The sequence below is a fragment of the Polynucleobacter sp. MWH-Spelu-300-X4 genome, from assembly GCF_018687515.1.
Taxonomy (GTDB): domain Bacteria; phylum Pseudomonadota; class Gammaproteobacteria; order Burkholderiales; family Burkholderiaceae; genus Polynucleobacter.
Map to the genome: position 1 here is coordinate 522,559 of NZ_CP061294.1, position 18,093 is coordinate 540,651.

Consider the following 18,093-nt stretch of genomic DNA (forward strand, 5'->3'; position numbering starts at 1 on the left):
GTGTTGGCGATAGTTTGCACCCTAAAACGGTGTCAGCATCTCTCTCATTCGTGAATTCTTATAAATAGGCAAACAGTATGAAAATTTTGGTCGCTGTTAAACGAGTGGTCGACTACAACGTGAAGGTGCGCGTGAAGTCTGATAACTCAGGTATTGATACTGCTAACGTAAAAATGAGCATGAACCCTTTTGATGAAATCGCTGTTGAGGAAGCGGTTCGTCTTAAAGAGGCTGGTATCGCTACAGAGGTTGTGGCTGTTTCTTGTGGTGTGGCGCAAAGCCAAGAAACTCTAAGAACAGCGATGGCAATTGGCGCAGACAGAGGTGTTTTGGTTGAGACTGATGCTGAATTGCAACCTTTAGCCGTGGCAAAAATTCTAAAAGCTTTGGTAGATAAAGAGCAGCCGCAATTAATCATATTAGGCAAGCAGGCGATTGACGATGACAGCAATCAAACGGGTCAGATGTTGGCTGCTTTATTGAATTTGCCGCAAGCAACTTTTGCCTCAAAAGTACAGGTGGCTGACGGTAAGGCTACGGTTACTCGTGAAGTAGATGGTGGTTTAGAGACCTTGGCCTTGGCATTGCCAGCGGTGGTAACAACAGATTTGCGTTTGAATGAACCGCGTTATGTCACTTTGCCTAACATCATGAAGGCAAAGAAAAAACCATTAGAGACTATCAAGCCTGATGATTTAGGTGTCGATGTTGCGCCTCGTATTAAAACAATCAAAGTTGAAGAGCCTCCTAAGCGTAGCGCTGGTGTGATGGTGGCTGATGTTAAGGCTTTGGTAGAAAAACTAAAAAATGAAGCGAAGGTGATCTAAATGACTTCACTCGTAATTGCAGAACACGATAATCAATCTTTAAAGGCCGCGACATTAAATGCGGTAACCGCTGCGTTAGCTTGTGGTGGCGATGTGCATGTATTAGTGGCTGGCCATCAAGCCAGTGGTGCAGCGACTGCGGCAGCACAAGTGGCTGGTGTGGCTAAAGTCATTCATGTAGATGCTGCCCACTTGGAGCATCAGTTAGGTGAAAACTTGGCGGAACAAGTTCTTGCGATAGCAAGTAACTACAGCCATATCTTGGCGCCTGCAACGGCCATTGGTAAAAATGTGTTGCCTCGTGTGGCGGCTAAATTAGATGTGGCGCAAGTATCGGATATTACAAAAGTAATTTCAGCAGATACTTTTGAGCGCCCTATCTATGCAGGTAATGCGGTAGCAACCGTGCAAGCAACGGATGCTACTAAAGTGATTACTGTGCGTACAACAGGTTTTGATGCGGCTGCATCTACTGGTGGATCTGCAGCGGTTGAAACAGTTGCTGCTGTGTCTGATAGTGGTAAAGCCAGTTTTGTCAGCAAAGAAGTGAGTCATTCAGACCGTCCAGAACTTACTGCTGCAAAAATCATTGTTTCAGGTGGTCGCGGATTGGGTTCTGGTGAGCAGTTCCATGCTGTGATGGAGCCTTTAGCTGATAAGTTGGGTGCTGCTTTAGGTGCCTCACGCGCAGCTGTGGATGCGGGTTTTGTACCTAATGATTACCAAGTTGGTCAAACAGGAAAAATTGTCGCGCCTCAGTTATATGTGGCAGTCGGTATTTCTGGTGCGATTCAGCATTTGGCGGGTATGAAAGATTCAAAAGTGATTGTTGCAATCAATAAAGATCCTGAGGCGCCAATTTTTGGTGTTGCGGATTACGGTTTGGTCGCTGATTTGTTTACAGCTGTACCAGAATTAATTGCGGAATTAGGATAATTTAGGAAAACACCATGAGCTATAGCGCACCAGTTAAAGAAATGTTATTTGTGATGCAAGACATCGCAGATATTGATAAGGTTGCTTCTATCCCAGGTTTTGAGGACTATGGTTACGATACGGCTGCTGCTGTGTTGGATGAGTCTGCAAAATTTTGTAATGAAGTGATTGCACCTTTGAATTGGGATGGCGATGTTAAGCCTAGCTCATGGAAAGACGGCGTAGTAACAACAACACCAGGCTTTAAAGAAGCATTTAAACAATTTGCTGAAGGTGGTTGGCAGGGTGTGATTCATCCAGGTGAGTATGGTGGCCAAGGTTTCCCTAAAGTCATTGCAACTGCTTGTACTGAAATGTTGAATGCTGCCAATATGTCTTTTGCGCTTTGCCCTATGTTGACTGATGGTGCGATTGAAGCTCTATTAACTGCTGCTAGTGATGAGCTAAAAGATCGTTACATTCCGAAGATGGTGACAGGTGAGTGGACGGGTACGATGAACTTAACTGAACCTCAGGCAGGTTCAGATTTGGCTGCGGTTCGTACAAAAGCCGAGCCTCAAGGTGACGGCACTTATAAAGTGTTTGGCACCAAAATCTTCATCACTTATGGTGAGCATGATATGGCTGAGAACATTGTGCATTTGGTTCTCGCTCGTTGTCCTGGTGCCCCTGAGGGTGTGAAAGGTATCTCATTGTTTGTGGTGCCTAAGTTCATGGTGAATGCTGATGGATCTTTAGGTGCGCGTAATGATGCGCATTGCGTATCGATTGAACATAAATTGGGTATCAAGGCTAGTCCAACGGCAGTACTTCAGTTTGGTGATCATGGTGGTGCGATTGGTTATTTGGTAGGTGAAGAAAATCGTGGTCTTGAGTACATGTTCATCATGATGAACGCTGCTCGTTTTGCGGTGGGTATGCAGGGTGTTGCGATTGCTGATCGTGCATATCAAAAAGCAGTCCAGTACGCTAAAGATCGCACGCAGTCCAAAGACTTGGCTGGTTCAGCGGAGCCAGTAGCGATTATTCACCATCCAGATGTGAAACGTATGTTGATGACCATGCGTGCTTATACGGAAGGCGCTCGTGCCATGGCTTATATGGCTGCAGCGTTGAGTGATGAAGCGCATCATGGACAAGATGAAGCATCTCGTCAACAAAGTTTGGCTTTCTATGAATACATGGTGCCACTTGTTAAGGGTTTCTCAACCGAGATGTCTGTTGAAGTTGCTAGTTTGGGTGTGCAAGTGCATGGTGGTATGGGTTTCATTGAAGAAACAGGTGCGGCTCAGTTCTATCGTGATGCACGCATTCTGCCTATTTACGAAGGTACAACCGCAATTCAAGCGAATGACTTGGTGGGGCGTAAAACTTACCGTGATGGCGGTAAAGTAGCTAAATCAATCGCTGCTTTGATTAAACAAACAGAAGCCGAGTTAAATAACAGCGGTACACCAGCAGCTAAAGCTATGTTGAAGCATTTATCTGTTGCGAGAGCTTCTTTTGAAACTGTTGTTGATTATGTTGTGGCTAATTTCAAGTCTGACATTAAAGGTGTTTTCGCGGGTAGCGTTGCCTACCTTCGTTTAGCTGGTTTATTGATGAGTGGTTGGCAAATGGCTAGAGCGTTGTTGGCTGCTGAAGCGAAGTTGGATTCAGATAAAGAGTTTTTCTCCGCAAAGGTGGCGACTGCTCGCTTCCATGCTGAGTATTTGTTAAGCCAAGTTCCTGGAATCGCAACATCGATTCTTGAAGGTGGTGCAACAGTTAATGCTCTAAGCGCTGAGCAGTTCTAACAAGATATTTGATATCGTAAAAAAGGGTGAACTTAGTTCACCCTTTTTTGTTGAGAGATTGTTGAGGAGTTATGGGGAGCTATGAGAAATTGAGAAAAATTATTGGGATATTTTTCTAGCCGCCTCTATTTGACTAATGAAATGTTGCTCAAAAGCGATCGCAAGACCTGACATCATGACGGCTGCACCGATCATCAAAGAAACAATCACGCACAAAATAACCAACCATCCGGATTCATTTTTTTGTTTGGATTGGCTATTGAATTGAGCATCCCATTTTTCATCAGGGCGTAGGCCAAATGTGATGGTGGTTAACCAGCTTGCTTCTAGTGAAATAAACCCAGCGGTTGCCAAGATCCATCCTAGCGCTGATGACATCTCGCTAGCTCCTAACAGTTTCCAACCTAGAATTCCGGCAAATAAGCCAATCATCTGTAGCCACGCCCAAATATTACCTAGGCCTTTTAAGTAAAAAATATTGAGCCCGCTTCCCGGGAGTAGTAAACCTAGAGAGCAAAAGATGAGTTTATTTTTATGCATGAGGCTATTGTATTGGGTTGATTTAAATTGGGTCGAGGCTTATTTATTTTTAAGCGCAAAGCTTAGAACTTCACCATCTCTTGTCATCATGAGTAAGCGATCGCCGTCGCGAACTAAGGTTCTATAGTCGCTGATATAGCTTAAAAATTTGAATTCTAATTCGCTGATATAGGGGGCACAGGCTTTGCGTGTGCTGGCTACCTTATCAATCAAAATGCCGCGTTCATCTGCAGTGATCTCGGCCGTATAGAGATTGCAACCCGCGTTGCCACTGACTTTTTTACCATCTGGTGAAATAGCTAAGGTCATAGGTATTTCATAAGAGCCCTGGGGAATCTTTCTTAAGCGTGTTTTATGGTCGCTAGGGCTGGTGTAGTGCCAGCGGATAAGTTCCCATTGGCTATCAACCAACTCGTGGATTGGGGGGCTGCTAACGGCCCCGCAATTGGGCATAACCTGGGCGCAACCTGTTAAGGTGACCGCCAATACAAGGCTGAGCCTATAAAATAGGCTTGGAAGTTGGTTTTTGGTCATGGAATCCCTAATTTTTTAGCTTTCGTTTCATTTCTGCGATAGAATACGGGGTTTATTAAAGCATTGTAAGGAACTCACATGGTCGTCATTCGACTCGCACGCGGCGGTTCAAAAAATCGTCCTTTCTTCAGCATCGTTGCTACAGACAAACGCAACCGTCGTGACTCGAACTTTATCGAGCGCCTTGGTTATTACAATCCTAGCGCAGTAGAAACAGAACAAGGTTTCCGTATTGCTCAAGATCGTTTGACATATTGGCAAGGTGTTGGCGCACAATTATCGCCAACAGTAGCACGTTTACTTAAAACTGCTCCTAAGGCCTAATAGGCTTTGATGGCTTTAAGCCATCATACGGTAGGTCAATCTTAATCATTTGGAGGCTCGCATGAGTCAAACCGTGAGTCCTCCTGTTGATTTAGTCTTGGTTGGGCATGTGCTCGATGCCCAGGGAATTAGGGGTTTAATCAAGGTTAAACCTTATTCTAAAGAGCCTCTAGCGTTATTTTCTGCACCTATTATTTGGTTAGTGAAGCCACCTGCTTCACTAGATCTGTCACATCCTTTTTCGGTAAAGACATCGAAGGAGCATAGTGGCCAGGTGCTTTTAGGCTTGGATGGGGTATCGGACCGGGATCAGGCTCTAGTATTAAAAGGGTCGGCAATTTACGTTAGTCGGGCGGATTTCCCAAGTCAGGCTGACGATGACAGTTTTTATTGGGTTGATTTAATTGGGTTGCCAGTTACAAACCTCCAAGGGGAGGCTTTGGGGGTTGTTTCTGATTTAATGGATAACGGTGCTCAATCAATCCTTTGCGTTAAGTCTGCTGATGCTAAATCAGACAAGGGTGAGCAATTAATCCCTTTTATTAAAACTGTTATTCAGTCTGTAACTGTTGATAAAAGCTCTGAAAAATATGGCATCGTCGTTGATTGGCAGTTAGACTGGTAAAAAAACCACTTTCAATTCTGAAAATATATGCGTTTTGACGTCGTCACCATCTTTCCTGAAATGTTTTCTGCTTTGAGCTCTTGGGGAGTGACCGGTAGGGCTTTTGAGAAGGGCTTGGTGAGTCTCAAAACCTGGAATCCTCGTGATTACACCTTGGACGCTCGTAGAACTGTTGATGATCGTGCTTACGGTGGTGGGCCTGGTATGGTGATGATGGCTAAACCTCTTGAAGATACTTTGGATGCGGTAGCTAAAGATCAGGGCGCCAAGAAAGGGCCGGTTATTCTCTTATCTCCTCAAGGGGAGCGATTTAACCAGAAAATGGCTAAAGATATCTACAATTTAGATACAGTTACCTTCATTTGTGGCAGATATGAAGCAGTCGATCAACGTCTAATTGACCGTAGAGTCGATAAAGAGGTTAGTTTGGGGGATTTTGTTCTCTCTGGGGGTGAAATTCCAGCGATGGCTGTCATGGATTCTGTGATACGTCTCATTCCAGGGGCTTTGGGTGATGCTGAATCTGTAGCCCAAGATAGCTTCATGGATGGCCTTTTGGACTGTTTTCACTATACCCGACCAGAAAATTATGAAAATTTATTGGTTCCGGACGTGCTTTTAGGCGGACATCACGCTAAAATAGCGGATTACCGTCGGAAACAATCTTTGGAGCTGACGTTAAAAAGGCGGCCTGATTTAATTGATCAGGCGCGCAAGCAAGGCTTGCTGAGTTCTACCGATGAAGCTTATTTGGCGACATTGGAAAACAAGGCAGGGATTTAAACCGCATCCTCTATCAAGTCCGCAGGTTCTTCCTCGGAATTAAACGTTGGTACGATGCAAAAGGAGTTGTAATGAATATTATTGAATCAATTGAGCAAGAAGAAATTGCTCGTCTAACTGCTAATAAAGCAGTGCCAACTTTCGCTCCTGGCGATACAGTTGTTGTTAACGTTAACGTTGTTGAAGGTACACGTAAACGTGTGCAGGCTTACGAAGGCGTTGTTATTGCTAAACGCAACCGTGGCTTACACTCAAGCTTCATCGTTCGTAAGATTTCATCTGGCGAAGGTGTTGAGCGTACATTCCAAACTTACTCACCATTGATCGCTAGCATTGAAGTTAAGCGTCGCGGTGATGTGCGTCGTGCTAAGTTGTACTACTTGCGTGACCGTTCAGGTAAGTCAGCACGTATTAAGGAAAAATTACAGGCTCGTACAAAAGAAGCGGTTGCTGAGTAATCAGTTATCTTTAGTACGCTTGTTAATAAAGGCAGCCTCGGCTGCCTTTATTTTTTCATTCGCATTATTTGAATGATTTGTTCTGAACTTCTATAAACTAATGCCATGTCATCGGATGATTTAACCCTTCAGCCATCAAGTCTTGAACAGCGAAAGCCGCGCGTACCAAGTTTTGATCCGCAGGCTATGCCTGTGGTAGCAAGGGATACACATTTAAGTCCAGTAGAGAGGCATTTGTTGTCGATCACTGGGATGCGCCAACGTTTTTTGGAAGATAAGGAGTGGGCGGTTGAATTAACCGATGAAAACCGCTCGGTCTTGGCAGCTAAAAATGCAATGGCGGCGGGTCGAGGTGGTGTACCAACTCCGGCTGCTGTATTGGTGCCGATGGTGGCTTACGAGGATGAGCTTAAGATTCTCTTAACCAAGCGAACCAGTCATCTCCATGATCATCCCGGCCAAATTAGTTTTCCTGGGGGTAGAACGGATCCTGAAGATGTTTCTCCTGAGCATACCGCTTTGCGTGAAGCCCAAGAGGAAATTGGATTGCCTGAGAGTTATGTAGAAATTTTGGGGCGCTTACCGCATTACTTAACAATTACTGGATATCAGGTGACGCCTATTGCTGCCTTGGTAAAGCCGGGCTGTGTGTATCAACCTGATCCATTTGAAGTTGATGAGATTTTTGAAGTGCCGATGAGTTTTTTGATGAATCCTCATCACCATGAACGTAGAATGTGGCAAAGTCCTGAAGGTGCGCGACAGTTTTATTCTATGCCTTATGAGAATAAATTTATCTGGGGTGCAACTGCGGGTATGCTACGTAACCTTTATCATTTTTTAAGAGCATGACATTCTTTTCTATTCTTTTCGCGCTCATCGCTGAGCAATATAAGCCGGTTGAAAAAGATCACTGGCTCCGACACTTTCTTGAAAACTGGTTGGACCTTGCCGTTAAAAACGTCGATACAGGATCTGAGGGTAGTGGTCGTTTAGCCTGTCTATTAGCGTTTGCACCACCAGTAATTGTGGTTTTATTGGTGCATTTTGTTTTATTGGCGACTCAACCATTATTAGCGTTCGCTTGGAACGTCTTAATTGTTTATCTTTTCTTGGGTTTCAGACAGTTCAGTCATCCATTCACAGCGATTCATGAAGCTTTATTGGAGCATAATTTAGAAGAGGCAAGAAGGGTCTTGGCGGAGTGGCAGGGACCTGGTGTTAATACAGATACGATGACCGAGTCAGAAGTGATTTGCTTGGCCCTTGAACGCGCCATTGTTGGTGCGCACCGTCATGTGTTTGGTGTCATTTTCTGGTTCATGCTGCCATTGGGGCCAGCTGGTGTGGTGTTATACCGTTTAGCCGATATGGCTGCGCAACGTTGGCCATCGCAGGCCAGTCTTTCCTTGGCGCATGCATCAAGCAAATTCTTTTATGTGATTGACTGGTTGCCAACACGTTTAACAGCCATTGGCTTTGCAATTGTTGGCAATTTTGAAGATGCTATTTATGGTTGGCGCTACCATCTAAGTAAATGGGGTAATGAGTTAGAAGCTGTTATTTTGGCTTCAGGCGCGGGTGCTTTAGGTGTGCGTTTAGGCGCTCCTTTACCAGAGCCTAGCAGCGATGAAGCGTTAAGAATGGCCGAAGCTGGTGAGCCACCTATTATTGATTTGGGGCTAGAAGCATCTGTACGCAGTTTGCGTTCAGCGGTTGGTTTGGTGTGGCGCGCGGTGATTCTTTGGTTAGTCGTGATAGCGATGATGACTATTTCAACCTGGCTTGGATAGCGTCAGCATTCAGTGACTCATGGCGAAGTTGTCGGAATAATTCAACGCGTTGCGCTGATATTTCACCAGCTTCCACTGCCGCTCTGATGGCGCAGGCTGGTTCATCACCATGGCTACAGTTGTGAAATTTACAGGCTCCTAATAGGGGCCTGAATTCTTTAAAGGCGTGCTGTAATTCACTTTCTGATAAGTGAGCTAAGCCAAATTCCTGGAAGCCTGGAGAATCAATTAAGGCTCCTTGAGCCGCGACACCATTTATTTCTTTAGGTGGTAGATCATAGTAACGGCAGGCAGTCGTGGTGTGTTTGCCGCTATCTAATTTTTTGGAGTGTTCTTGTGTTTGAGCTGCCGCATCCGGAATTAAGGCATTTAATAATGTTGACTTACCCATGCCGGATTGACCCACTAAAACAGAAACTTTGCCATAGACGTGTTGAGCTAAATTGAGAACAGAGGCGGGATCATGTTTGACTGATATTTCATGAACTGGATAGCCCATCACTTGATAAGGCTCCAGCATTTTTCTTGCTTGGGGTAGCTTATTAGGTAAATCACATTTATTCAAAATGATGCGTGGGATGATGCCAGCTGTTTCCGCTGCAATCACCGCTCGTCCTAATAAATCTGGAGAGAATCCTGGCTCAGTAGCCAGCACGATCAAAATTTGATCGACATTGCTGGCGATTGATTTACTCTTATAGGCGTCTGAGCGGTAGAGAAGGTTTTTTCTTTCGGCGATTTTCTCAATAACAGCCTGTTCAGGACCTGTCTCTTTGACGTAAAGCGTATCGCCTACTGCTCCCATGTGTTGTTTGCCACGAGAGGTTACTTGATAGAGTGTTTTTGGATCTAAGCCCTCTGTGCCACCCATGGGTCTTGCCAAATAATGACGACCGTAGGATGCGACGAGCAGGGCTTGAAATGTTTTCATGGAGCTTCTTTATAGCACTAGTCAGCTAGTTTTTGTAAATGCGCTATGCGCAATGGTGCTGGTGGATGCGAATCGTAAAAGCTTGAGTACAAAGGGTCTGGTGTTAAGGTTGCGGCGTTATCTTGATATAGCTTTACTAAAGCCGTTATCAAATCATGCGCTGATGATTTTTCAGCGGCGAAAGCATCCGCTTCATATTCATGTTTGCGTGAGCCCATGCTGTTAATCGGGGTTAAGAAAAATCCAAAAACAGGCATAACCAAACTAAATAGAGCTAATGCTAAGCCAGCGTTATAGCCGTTAAAGTCAGGCATTACTCCAAGGCTTAGATAAAACCAAGGTTTGGTGGAGATCCAACCAAGCAATGCTAAAACCGCTAAGCTAAGAGCGAAAGATTGGATTAAACGTTTACGAATATGTTGGCGTTTGAAGTGACCTAACTCATGAGCGAGAACGGCTTCAATTTCTTCTGGATTTAAACGTTCAATGAGGGTATCAAAAAATACGATACGTTTTGCTTTGCCCATACCTGTGAAGTAAGCGTTGCCGTGGGCGCTTCGCTTGCTGCCGTCCATGATGAATAAACCTTGGCTTGTGAAGTCACAGCGTTTTAGTAAATTCTCAATACGTTCTTTTAGAGGGCCATCCTCTAATGGTTTAAATTTATTGAATAAGGGTGCAATGAAAGTTGGGAATAGCCAAATTAATAAAACATTAAATGCGACCCAAACAACCCAGGTTAATACCCACCAATATTCGCCAGCGTGTGCCATCAGGGTGAGAACGACCCATAACAAGGGTAGGCCAATTGCAAGACTTAAGGCAAGCCCTTTGACCATGTCTGTAAAAAATAAACCAATTGTCATGCGATTAAAGCCGAATTTTTCCTCAATGCCGAATTGACGATATAAAGAAAAGGGTAGGTCGATGATGCCGGTAATTAAGCTCAGTGAAATAAGTAAGGTGATTTGTTGATAAGCGCCAGGCCCCATCAAATCCAAGGTGAAATCATGGACATATTGCAAACCACCTAGTAAGGTAAAGCTAATTAAAATAGCAGCGGATAGGGCAATCTCAAATAATCCTAAACGCAGTTTCGCAATAGTGTAGTCCGCGGCTTTATGATGGTCGGCCAAAGATACTTTGTTCGCAAAGTCTTTGGGCACCTCTTCGCGATGTTTTGAAATATGGCGGATATGGCGGCTGGCTAAATAATAGCGGGTCGCGATGCTGAGGGCAAGGCCCAAAATAAACAAAAAAGTAAATGTCATGAGATGATTATAGGGATGAGTACAACAAGAAAGAATGATCGTTTAGTTTGGGTAGATATGGAGATGTCCGGTTTACAGCCGGAGACCGACCGAATTCTAGAGATTGCCATGATTGTGACTGATGGCGATTTAAATATCGTCGCTGAGGGTCCTGTTTTAGTGTTGCATCAAGAAGATGCCATTTTAAACGGTATGGATGCTTGGAATAAAGGCACGCATGGTAAATCTGGCCTAATTGATAAGGTGAAAGCCTCAACTTTGACTGAGCCCGACGTGGAAGCTCAGTGCATCGCGTTTTTAAAGCAGCACGTCAAGGCTGGCATTTCTCCGATGTGCGGTAATACGATTCATCAGGATCGCCGCTTTATGAATCGCTATCTCCCTAAGTTGGAGGCTTATTTCCATTACAGAAATATTGACGTTTCTACGGTCAAAGAGCTCTGCAAGCGTTGGCATCCTGATATTGCTAAAGGTTTTAGTAAGAAGCAGGCTCATACGGCTTTAGCTGACATCATTGAATCCGTTGAAGAGTTGCGCTATTACAGAGAGAAAGTTTTTACTCCTACGGTAGGCGATGCCCCGATTGCTGAAGGTAATTAAATGTTTTTAAAGATTGCGGGGATCATCACCCCTGTTTTTTTAATCATTTTGGTAGGGTGGCTGTATGGGCGTAAAGCCCACCCTGATATGGCGGGTATCAATAAAGCCACTATTGAGGTCATCGCACCCTTATTGGTGATTTCAGCGTTCGTGAGTAAGGATTTTGAGCTGTTGGAGCAGTGGAGTCTTTTGCTCAGTGGTGTGGCAATTGTGTTGGGGTCTGGGCTGCTGGCTTGGCCGATTGCTAAATTAGCCGGTATGGATCCTAAGACCTTTGTCCCGCCTATGATGTTTAATAACTGCGGCAATATGGGATTGCCTTTGGCAGTATTTGCCTTTGGTCATGTTGGCCTTGCTCCGGCAGTAGCATTATTTTCAGTATCGAATCTTCTACATTTCACACTAGGTGTGAAGTTGGTAAATCCTAAGGCTCCTCTATCTGGGGTATTTATGAATCCGATGGCGCTAGCAACCATCGCTGGCTTTGCTCTTTCGGCAGGTAAACATGTGGTTACTTTACCGGAGCCCTTATATCAAGCTATTAAGCTGTTAGGAGATGCAACGGTGCCCTTAATGTTGTTTGCATTGGGTGTGCGTATGAAAGATGCAAATTTAAAACATTGGCGCGAAGGTTTTTTAGGTGCGATGGTTTGTCCCGTTGCTGGCTTGCTGACGGCGCTAGCGATTACACCATTTTTAGAAATCACTGATTTACAAAAAGGACTTCTTTTTGTCTTTGCTAGTTTGCCGCCTGCTGTATTAAATTTCTTGGTAGCTGACCGACACGATCAAGACCCAGAGCTTGTGGCCTCAATCGTGTTGCTGGGTAATTTATCAGCGCTGATATTTGTGCCTATGGGCCTTTACCTTGGCCTACGAGCCTAAAGCGCTGAGCCCTACAGCTATTAGGGTTTATTCCTGATAGCTGATTTGGGGCGGAAGGTCTTAATCACGGATTCATTGGTTTCGACGTAAGGCCCACCAATTAAATCAATGCAGTAAGGTACAGCAGCAAATATGCCAGGCACCATTGATTTGCCTTCAGAATCTTTTAATCCCTCTAAAGTTTCAGCAATGGCTTTGGGTTGCCCAGGTAAATTAATGATGAGTGCCGCATGGTTTTCGATTTCTCGAAGAGCTGCCACCTGTCTTGAAAGAATCGCCGTTGGCACAAATTTAAGGCTGATTTGACGCATTTGTTCACCAAAACCTGGCATTTCTCTGGTGGCAACTGCTAGAGTTGCTTCAGGTGTGACGTCGCGTCGTGAAGGGCCTGTTCCCCCCGTCGTTAGAACTAGGTCGCAGCCAATCACATCCACTAATTCGCAAATAGTTTTAGAGATGATTTCTTTTTCATCTGGAATGAGCCTTGCCTCTAAGTGCCAGGGGGAAGATAGGGCTTTGCCAAACCAATTTTCTAGGGCAGGAATTCCCTCATCCTGATAAACGCCTTGACTTGCTCTATCGGAAATAGAAATAAGACCAATCCAAATTTCATCTGGATGGGATCTTTTGGTATTTTTTGAATTTGTAATTTGTATACTCATGCGTCAATTCTAGCTATGATTGCGCTATGTTTTCACATAAACCAGAACAATTAAAAGAATTAGTTGGTTATTTACTAGCCGAAGCCAAAAAATTAGGGGCTACAGATGCCGCTGCCGAGCTATCGGAGGGGCATGGTTTATCTGTCTCAACACGCAAAGGTGAGATTGAGACCATTGAGCAAAATCGCGACAAGCAAGCTGGCGTAACAGTTTTTATTGGTCAGCGTCGTGGTAATGCTGGTACAAGTGATTTCTCAAAAGCATCTTTGAAGGCAAGTGTCGAAGCGGCTTTTCATATCGCTAAGCATACGGCTGAAGATGACTGTGCTGGCTTGGCTCCAGCAGAATTATTGGAAAAAAATCCTAAGGATTTAGATTTGTATCATCCTTGGCATATCAATACCGAAGATGCTGTTGAAATTGCTCGTGCTGCTGAACAAGGTGCTTTTGCAGTTAGTAAAAATATTACCAATAGTGATGGGGCATCTGTATCTGCGCAGCAGTCTCATTTTATGTTGGGGACTACTAATGGCTTTATGGGTGGCTATGCCGTATCACGCCATTACATTTCATGTACGCCAATCGCTAGCGCTAGTCTTAAACCCGGTGCTCCGATGCAGCGAGATGATTGGTATACAACTTCTCGGGTGCCTAGTGATTTAGCTAAGCCGGAGAAGGTTGGTGCTTATGCTGCCAAGAGAGCTTTAGCTAGATTAGGTGCAAGACCTATTTCAACACGTCATTGTCCTGTGATTTTTGAGGCGCCGCTAGCAGTAGGATTGTTGGGCGCTTATGTCCAAGCCACATCAGGCGGAGCGTTGTATCGCCAATCTAGTTTCTTGGTGGATAGTTTAGGGAAAACTATATTTCCAAAGCACATTGATATTGTTGAAGAGCCGCATGCTAAACGTTTAACGGGTAGCGCACCTTTTGACGAGGAAGGTGTCAGGACAAGGGCCCGTAAGGTAGTTGATGCTGGTATCGTGCAAGGTTATTTCTTGTCAACTTATTCAGCAAAAAAGCTAAACATGCAAACGACTGGCAATGCCGGTGGGTCACATCATTTGCAGATGAAAAGCCGTTTAACTAAACAAACAGATCATTTGCCAGCCTTGCTTAAAAAAATGGGTACGGGTTTATTAGTGACGGATCTAATGGGGCAGGGCGTTAACTATGTCAATGGTGACTACTCTCGTGGCGCATTTGGATATTGGGTTGAGAACGGGGTGATTGTGCATCCTGTCGAAGAGATTACGATTGCTGGCAATCTAAAGGATATGTTTCAACAAATTGTGGCCATTGGTGCTGATACCTTGGTAAGAGGTACCAAAGAGACTGGTTCCATACTCATTGAAAATATGACAGTTGGCGGTCGATAATCACCGCAGAAAGCTGTTTCCTGTAAGAAATCCCTTTATCTTGCTGATAGAATTGCTCCCATAAGAATGAAATATAAAGAGGTCAATCATGAAGCAACTGATTGCATTAGCCCATAGAATTGATTGGGTAACGGATAAGTTTGCTGGGGTCGCTAAATGGGCTGTTATTTTGTCCTGTTTTATTAGTGCGTTAAATGCATTCGTACGTTATCTATTTGATTACAGCTCTAATGGCTGGTTAGAGATTCAGTGGTATTTATTTGCAGGATGCGTGATGATGGGCGCTGCCCAAGTGTTACGTGTTAATGAGCATGTGCGCGTTGATGTGATTTATGGCACTTTGCAAAGCAAGGCTCGTGTCTATATTGACCTATTTGGCCTGGTTTTCTTTTTATTGCCTGCCATGATTTATTTTGCTTACTTATGCATGCCGCTTTTTATGAGTATGTTTATTTCTAAAGAGATGTCGAGTAATGCGGGTGGTTTGATTCGATGGCCTGCGATGATGATGTTGCCGCTAGGTTTCTTTTTGGTTGGCATCCAAGGTATCTCCGAGATCATTAAGCGAGTGGGTTGGTTAACACATGCCTATGACATGGATATTCATTATGAAAGGCCTCTCCAATGAGCATGCAGACTTTTGCCCCCATGATGTTCTTGGGGCTGATCCTCATTATGTTGATTGGCTTCCCAGTAGCATTTTCATTAGCTGCTTTAGGTTTGTTAAGCGGCTTCTTCGCGATTTCGCAAGGCTGGTTCCCCGCTAGTTTTATGTCTAATTTGCCATTAAATATTTTTGGCATCTTATCGAACGATCTTTTATTAGCCATCCCATTTTTTACTTTGATGGGTGCTATTTTGGAGAAATGCGGTTTGGCTGAAGACATGCTGGACTCGATGGGGCAATTATTTGGCCCGATACGCGGCGGTCTTGGTTATTCAGTCATTATTGTTGGTTTTATTCTCGGCGCTATTACAGGTACGGTTGCTGGCCAAGTTATTGCTATGGCCATGATTTCATTGCCAGTCATGATGCGTTACGGTTACAACATGCGTTATGCCACTGGCGTATTGGCGGCTTCTGGAACCATTACGCAATTGGTGCCGCCATCTTTGGTGTTGGTGGTTATGGCCGACCAGTTGGGTCGTTCAGTAGGCGATATGTATAAGGGCGCATGGGGACCGTCGATTCTTCAAGTTCTTATTTTTGTGGCATACACATTCTTTTTAACGCGTTTTAGACCGGCTTATTTGCCCGGAGTGCCTAAAGAAGCTAGAACATTAAACGGCTGGGCTCTTTGGAAAAAATGTTTACGCGGCATTATTCCTTCAGGAGTGCTGATTTTTGCGGTACTTGGCAGTATGGGTGGTTTGCCAGGCATTGATACAGCAGTTTGTACGCCAACAGAGGCTGGCGCGATGGGAGCTGTGGGCGCCTTTGTATTGGCCGCTATGCATAAGCGTCTTAATTGGGAAATCATTAAAGACGGTATGACAGGCACCATGCGTATCACAGCGATGGTGGTGTTTATTTTGATTGGTTCTCGCGTATTCTCATTGGTCTTCCAAGGAGTTGATGGTGGCGTGTGGATTGAGCACATGTTGTCCAATTTGCCAGGTGGCCAAACAGGCTTTTTGCTAGTGGTTAATATTTTTGTGTTTTTCTTAGCGTTCTTCTTGGACTTCTTTGAAATTGCTTTCATCATCTTGCCGATGTTGGGTCCTGTAGCGGATAAGATGGGTATTGATATGATTTGGTTTGGTGTTTTGTTGTGCGTCAATATGCAGACAAGCTTCATGCATCCGCCATTTGGTTTCGCCCTGTTCTATTTGCGAGGTATTGCTGATTCGCTTTACAAAAATGGTTCTATTCCAACAAAAATCGAATCAAAAGATATCTATATGGGATCAATCCCTTGGGTGATTTTGCAGTTGATCTTGGTAGTTGTAGTGATTTTCGTGCCTCAAACTGTCACAGTCTTCTTAGATAAGCAAGAGAAGGTTGATTTGGATAAGGTTCAATTGGAAGCGCCGGTGGATGATTTACATGAGGCACCTAAGTTAGATGATCAAAAAATGATTGATGATTTATTTAAGGAGCCTGCTAAAAAATAATGGCAGATACTCATTTTTTAGAAGATGTTTCAGTAGAAGGACCAGCCTTTCCTCTATTGATAAAAGTATTGGCAAGCATACTCATGCTTGCCTTATTTTTTTGGGGTTACCGAGCTGCCCAAGAGATGTTGAGCGAGGAAGTTTCTTTCGGTGCTTTGGGTGTCATGGCAGCATCGTTAATGGTTTGCTGTGTTGCGTACTATTGGATATTGAGAAGTCGTACTTCTGTTAAACATGGGTTAATTGAGCAAACTTGGATTTGGAATAAGCGGGTCTTGGTAAAAGAGGTTAGTCAGGCGAAGTTCATTTATTTACCTTATTTATCTTGGTTGGTGGCGCCCCGTTTAGTAGTGCGTTCAGGGGTTGGTGTTTATGTGTTTCACTCAGCATCCCCTGAAGTTTTACAAGCCTTTGCCAGATTAAGTCTTGGCCCCTTGCGTATTTAATTTGTCAAAAGAAAAAGCCAGTCATTGACTGGCTTTTTACTTATTTGATACCGCTTAACTAACGGAAGGTATCAAAGCTTTTGTGCTTGCATGAAATCATCGAAACCTTTTTCCGCGAAACGGAACCAAAGGTTCTGGTCACGACGGAATGCTTCGTAGTCGGCAAATATTTTTTTCCAGCGAGGATTTTTGGCGCTCAAGTCCGCATAAACATCTTGAGAGACTTTAAATGCTTGATCCATGATAGGTTTAGGTAAGCGATGAAGTTTCGCGCCGCCTGCTACTAGCTCTTTCAAAGCTTTAGGGTTGCGGGCGTCATACTTCGCTGCAATTTCAACGTGAGCATAAGTTGCTGCTGCTTCAATCATGGCCTTATATTCAGGTGAAAGAGCGTTATAAGCTTTGCTGTTGACGTAGAGGCTTAGTTGAGGACCACCTTCCCAGAAAGCTGGGTAGTAGTAATGTTTAGCTACTTTGTATAGACCTAGCTTTAGGTCATCATAAGGCCCAATCCATTCGGCCGCATCAATCGTACCTTTTTCTAGAGCTTGATAAATTTCCCCTGCAGGTAAATTTTGTGGCACAACACCTAATGGCTCCAAAATTTTTCCACCGAAACCACCGATGCGGAATTTAAGACCCTTAAGGTCTGCAAGCGTATTAATTTCTTTACGATACCAACCACCCATTTGCGCTCCGGTATTGCCAAGAGGGAAGTTCACAACGTTGTAGGCTGCGTAGAACTCACGCATGAGCTTTAGGCCATTACCGTCAAACATCCAAGCGTTTGTTTGGCGACCATTTAAACCAAATGGAATAGCGCAATCTAACGCAAATGCCTCATCTTTACCAAAGAAATAGTAAGGAGCCGTGTGAGCGCATTCAACCGTACCTTGTTGTACACCATCTAATACGCCAAAAGCTGGCATTAATTCACCAGCAGCATGTGTGCTGATGGTAAATTTGCCACCAGATAATTCTTTTAATTTGGCAGCGAAAACTTCAGAGCCGCCAAAAAGTGTATCAATTGATTTTGGAAAGCTTGACGCTAAGCGCCAACGAATAGTGGCACCTTGAGCGTGAACAGCTGGTGCAACACCGGCAGCCAAAATGCCAGCCATACCTGTGCCAGCGATAAATTTACGACGATCCATCGTTATTCTCCTCTTGTTAAAACTAATGGCCTGA

21 protein-coding genes are annotated in these 18,093 nt (G+C 44.3%); 15 read left to right on the forward strand and 6 right to left on the reverse strand.

Features of this window, described 5'->3' with window-relative positions:
- Positions 1-77 precede the first annotated feature (77 nt).
- From ICV01_RS02680 to ICV01_RS02690, 3 genes are read left to right on the forward strand one after another with little or no spacing between them, the layout of a single operon-like run.
- Positions 78-827, forward strand: coding sequence for an electron transfer flavoprotein subunit beta/FixA family protein (locus tag ICV01_RS02680; RefSeq protein WP_215288350.1), 750 nt, complete (start codon positions 78-80; stop codon positions 825-827).
- Positions 828-1,763 carry an electron transfer flavoprotein subunit alpha/FixB family protein gene (locus ICV01_RS02685; protein ID WP_215288352.1) on the forward strand — a complete coding sequence of 312 codons (936 nt, stop codon included), beginning with the start codon at positions 828-830 and terminating at the stop codon, positions 1,761-1,763. It begins immediately after the preceding gene.
- Between the two features lie 14 nt (positions 1,764-1,777).
- The gene (locus tag ICV01_RS02690) at positions 1,778-3,559 is read left to right on the forward strand and encodes an acyl-CoA dehydrogenase (RefSeq protein WP_215288354.1); all 1,782 of its coding nucleotides are present in this window, start codon (positions 1,778-1,780) and stop codon (positions 3,557-3,559) included.
- Positions 3,560-3,658: 99 nt separating this feature from the next.
- Here ICV01_RS02690 and ICV01_RS02695 read toward each other — a convergent pair whose 3' ends face one another.
- Both ICV01_RS02695 and ICV01_RS02700 read right to left on the reverse strand, forming a co-directional pair.
- Positions 3,659-4,099: a hypothetical protein gene (locus ICV01_RS02695; RefSeq protein ID WP_215288356.1), complete on the reverse strand. Its 441-nt coding sequence runs from the start codon at positions 4,097-4,099 to the stop codon at positions 3,659-3,661.
- A gap of 39 nt (positions 4,100-4,138) precedes the next feature.
- Entirely contained in the window at positions 4,139-4,633 is a 495-nt protein-coding gene (locus ICV01_RS02700; RefSeq protein WP_215288358.1) for an META domain-containing protein, read from the reverse strand.
- 78 nt (positions 4,634-4,711) lie between these two features.
- Between ICV01_RS02700 and rpsP the strand changes: the two genes are divergently transcribed.
- From rpsP to ICV01_RS02730, 6 genes are all read left to right on the forward strand, one after another.
- The gene (rpsP, locus tag ICV01_RS02705; protein WP_215288360.1) at positions 4,712-4,957 is read left to right on the forward strand and encodes a 30S ribosomal protein S16; all 246 of its coding nucleotides are present in this window, start codon (positions 4,712-4,714) and stop codon (positions 4,955-4,957) included.
- A gap of 61 nt (positions 4,958-5,018) precedes the next feature.
- Entirely contained in the window at positions 5,019-5,582 is a 564-nt protein-coding gene (gene rimM, locus ICV01_RS02710) for a ribosome maturation factor RimM (RefSeq protein ID WP_215288362.1), read from the forward strand.
- Between the two features lie 27 nt (positions 5,583-5,609).
- A complete protein-coding gene (gene trmD / locus ICV01_RS02715; RefSeq protein WP_215288364.1) occupies positions 5,610-6,365 on the forward strand; it encodes a tRNA (guanosine(37)-N1)-methyltransferase TrmD in 756 nt (251 codons plus the stop codon).
- A gap of 71 nt (positions 6,366-6,436) precedes the next feature.
- The gene (gene rplS, locus ICV01_RS02720) at positions 6,437-6,823 is read left to right on the forward strand and encodes a 50S ribosomal protein L19 (RefSeq protein WP_215288366.1); all 387 of its coding nucleotides are present in this window, start codon (positions 6,437-6,439) and stop codon (positions 6,821-6,823) included.
- A 105-nt stretch (positions 6,824-6,928) separates the two neighbouring features.
- A complete protein-coding gene (locus ICV01_RS02725) occupies positions 6,929-7,675 on the forward strand; it encodes a CoA pyrophosphatase (RefSeq protein ID WP_215288367.1) in 747 nt (248 codons plus the stop codon).
- Positions 7,672-8,616: a CobD/CbiB family protein gene (locus ICV01_RS02730; RefSeq protein ID WP_215288369.1), complete on the forward strand. Its 945-nt coding sequence runs from the start codon at positions 7,672-7,674 to the stop codon at positions 8,614-8,616. The genes ICV01_RS02725 and ICV01_RS02730 overlap by 4 nt, the downstream gene beginning before the upstream one ends.
- On the opposite strand, the gene rsgA is transcribed toward ICV01_RS02730, so the two are convergent.
- Both rsgA and ICV01_RS02740 read right to left on the reverse strand, forming a co-directional pair.
- Complete coding sequence (gene rsgA, locus ICV01_RS02735) at positions 8,594-9,547, reverse strand: ribosome small subunit-dependent GTPase A (protein ID WP_215288371.1); 954 nt, start codon at positions 9,545-9,547, stop codon at positions 8,594-8,596. The two genes, ICV01_RS02730 and rsgA, sit on opposite strands and share 23 nt — an antisense overlap.
- Before the next feature lie 17 nt (positions 9,548-9,564).
- Positions 9,565-10,818: a M48 family metallopeptidase gene (locus ICV01_RS02740; RefSeq protein ID WP_215288373.1), complete on the reverse strand. Its 1,254-nt coding sequence runs from the start codon at positions 10,816-10,818 to the stop codon at positions 9,565-9,567.
- Positions 10,819-10,833: 15 nt separating this feature from the next.
- Here ICV01_RS02740 and orn point away from each other — a divergent pair, with 15 nt between their 5' ends.
- Positions 10,834-11,418, forward strand: a complete 585-nt coding sequence (gene orn / locus ICV01_RS02745) for an oligoribonuclease (protein ID WP_251369376.1) — start codon at positions 10,834-10,836, stop codon at positions 11,416-11,418.
- Positions 11,419-12,303, forward strand: a complete 885-nt coding sequence (locus ICV01_RS02750; RefSeq protein ID WP_215288378.1) for an AEC family transporter — start codon at positions 11,419-11,421, stop codon at positions 12,301-12,303. It begins immediately after the preceding gene.
- Positions 12,304-12,323: 20 nt separating this feature from the next.
- On the opposite strand, the gene mog is transcribed toward ICV01_RS02750, so the two are convergent.
- The gene (gene mog / locus ICV01_RS02755; RefSeq protein WP_215288380.1) at positions 12,324-12,965 is read right to left on the reverse strand and encodes a molybdopterin adenylyltransferase; all 642 of its coding nucleotides are present in this window, start codon (positions 12,963-12,965) and stop codon (positions 12,324-12,326) included.
- A 26-nt stretch (positions 12,966-12,991) separates the two neighbouring features.
- On the opposite strand from mog, the gene pmbA reads away from it, so the two are divergent.
- The 4 genes from pmbA to ICV01_RS02775 all read left to right on the forward strand — a co-directional run bounded on the left by pmbA (position 12,992) and on the right by ICV01_RS02775 (position 16,905).
- A complete protein-coding gene (gene pmbA, locus ICV01_RS02760; protein ID WP_215288382.1) occupies positions 12,992-14,344 on the forward strand; it encodes a metalloprotease PmbA in 1,353 nt (450 codons plus the stop codon).
- A gap of 88 nt (positions 14,345-14,432) precedes the next feature.
- A complete protein-coding gene (locus tag ICV01_RS02765; RefSeq protein ID WP_215288384.1) occupies positions 14,433-14,972 on the forward strand; it encodes a TRAP transporter small permease subunit in 540 nt (179 codons plus the stop codon).
- The gene (locus ICV01_RS02770) at positions 14,969-16,459 is read left to right on the forward strand and encodes a TRAP transporter large permease subunit (protein WP_215288386.1); all 1,491 of its coding nucleotides are present in this window, start codon (positions 14,969-14,971) and stop codon (positions 16,457-16,459) included. The genes ICV01_RS02765 and ICV01_RS02770 overlap by 4 nt, the downstream gene beginning before the upstream one ends.
- On the forward strand, positions 16,459-16,905 hold the full coding sequence (locus ICV01_RS02775; protein WP_215288388.1) for a hypothetical protein: 447 nt from the start codon (positions 16,459-16,461) through the stop codon (positions 16,903-16,905). Before ICV01_RS02770 ends, ICV01_RS02775 begins: the two co-directional genes overlap by 1 nt.
- A gap of 71 nt (positions 16,906-16,976) precedes the next feature.
- Here the strand turns inward: ICV01_RS02775 and ICV01_RS02780 are convergent, their stop codons facing one another.
- Complete coding sequence (locus tag ICV01_RS02780) at positions 16,977-18,059, reverse strand: TRAP transporter substrate-binding protein (RefSeq protein WP_215288390.1); 1,083 nt, start codon at positions 18,057-18,059, stop codon at positions 16,977-16,979.
- Positions 18,060-18,093 lie beyond the last annotated feature (34 nt).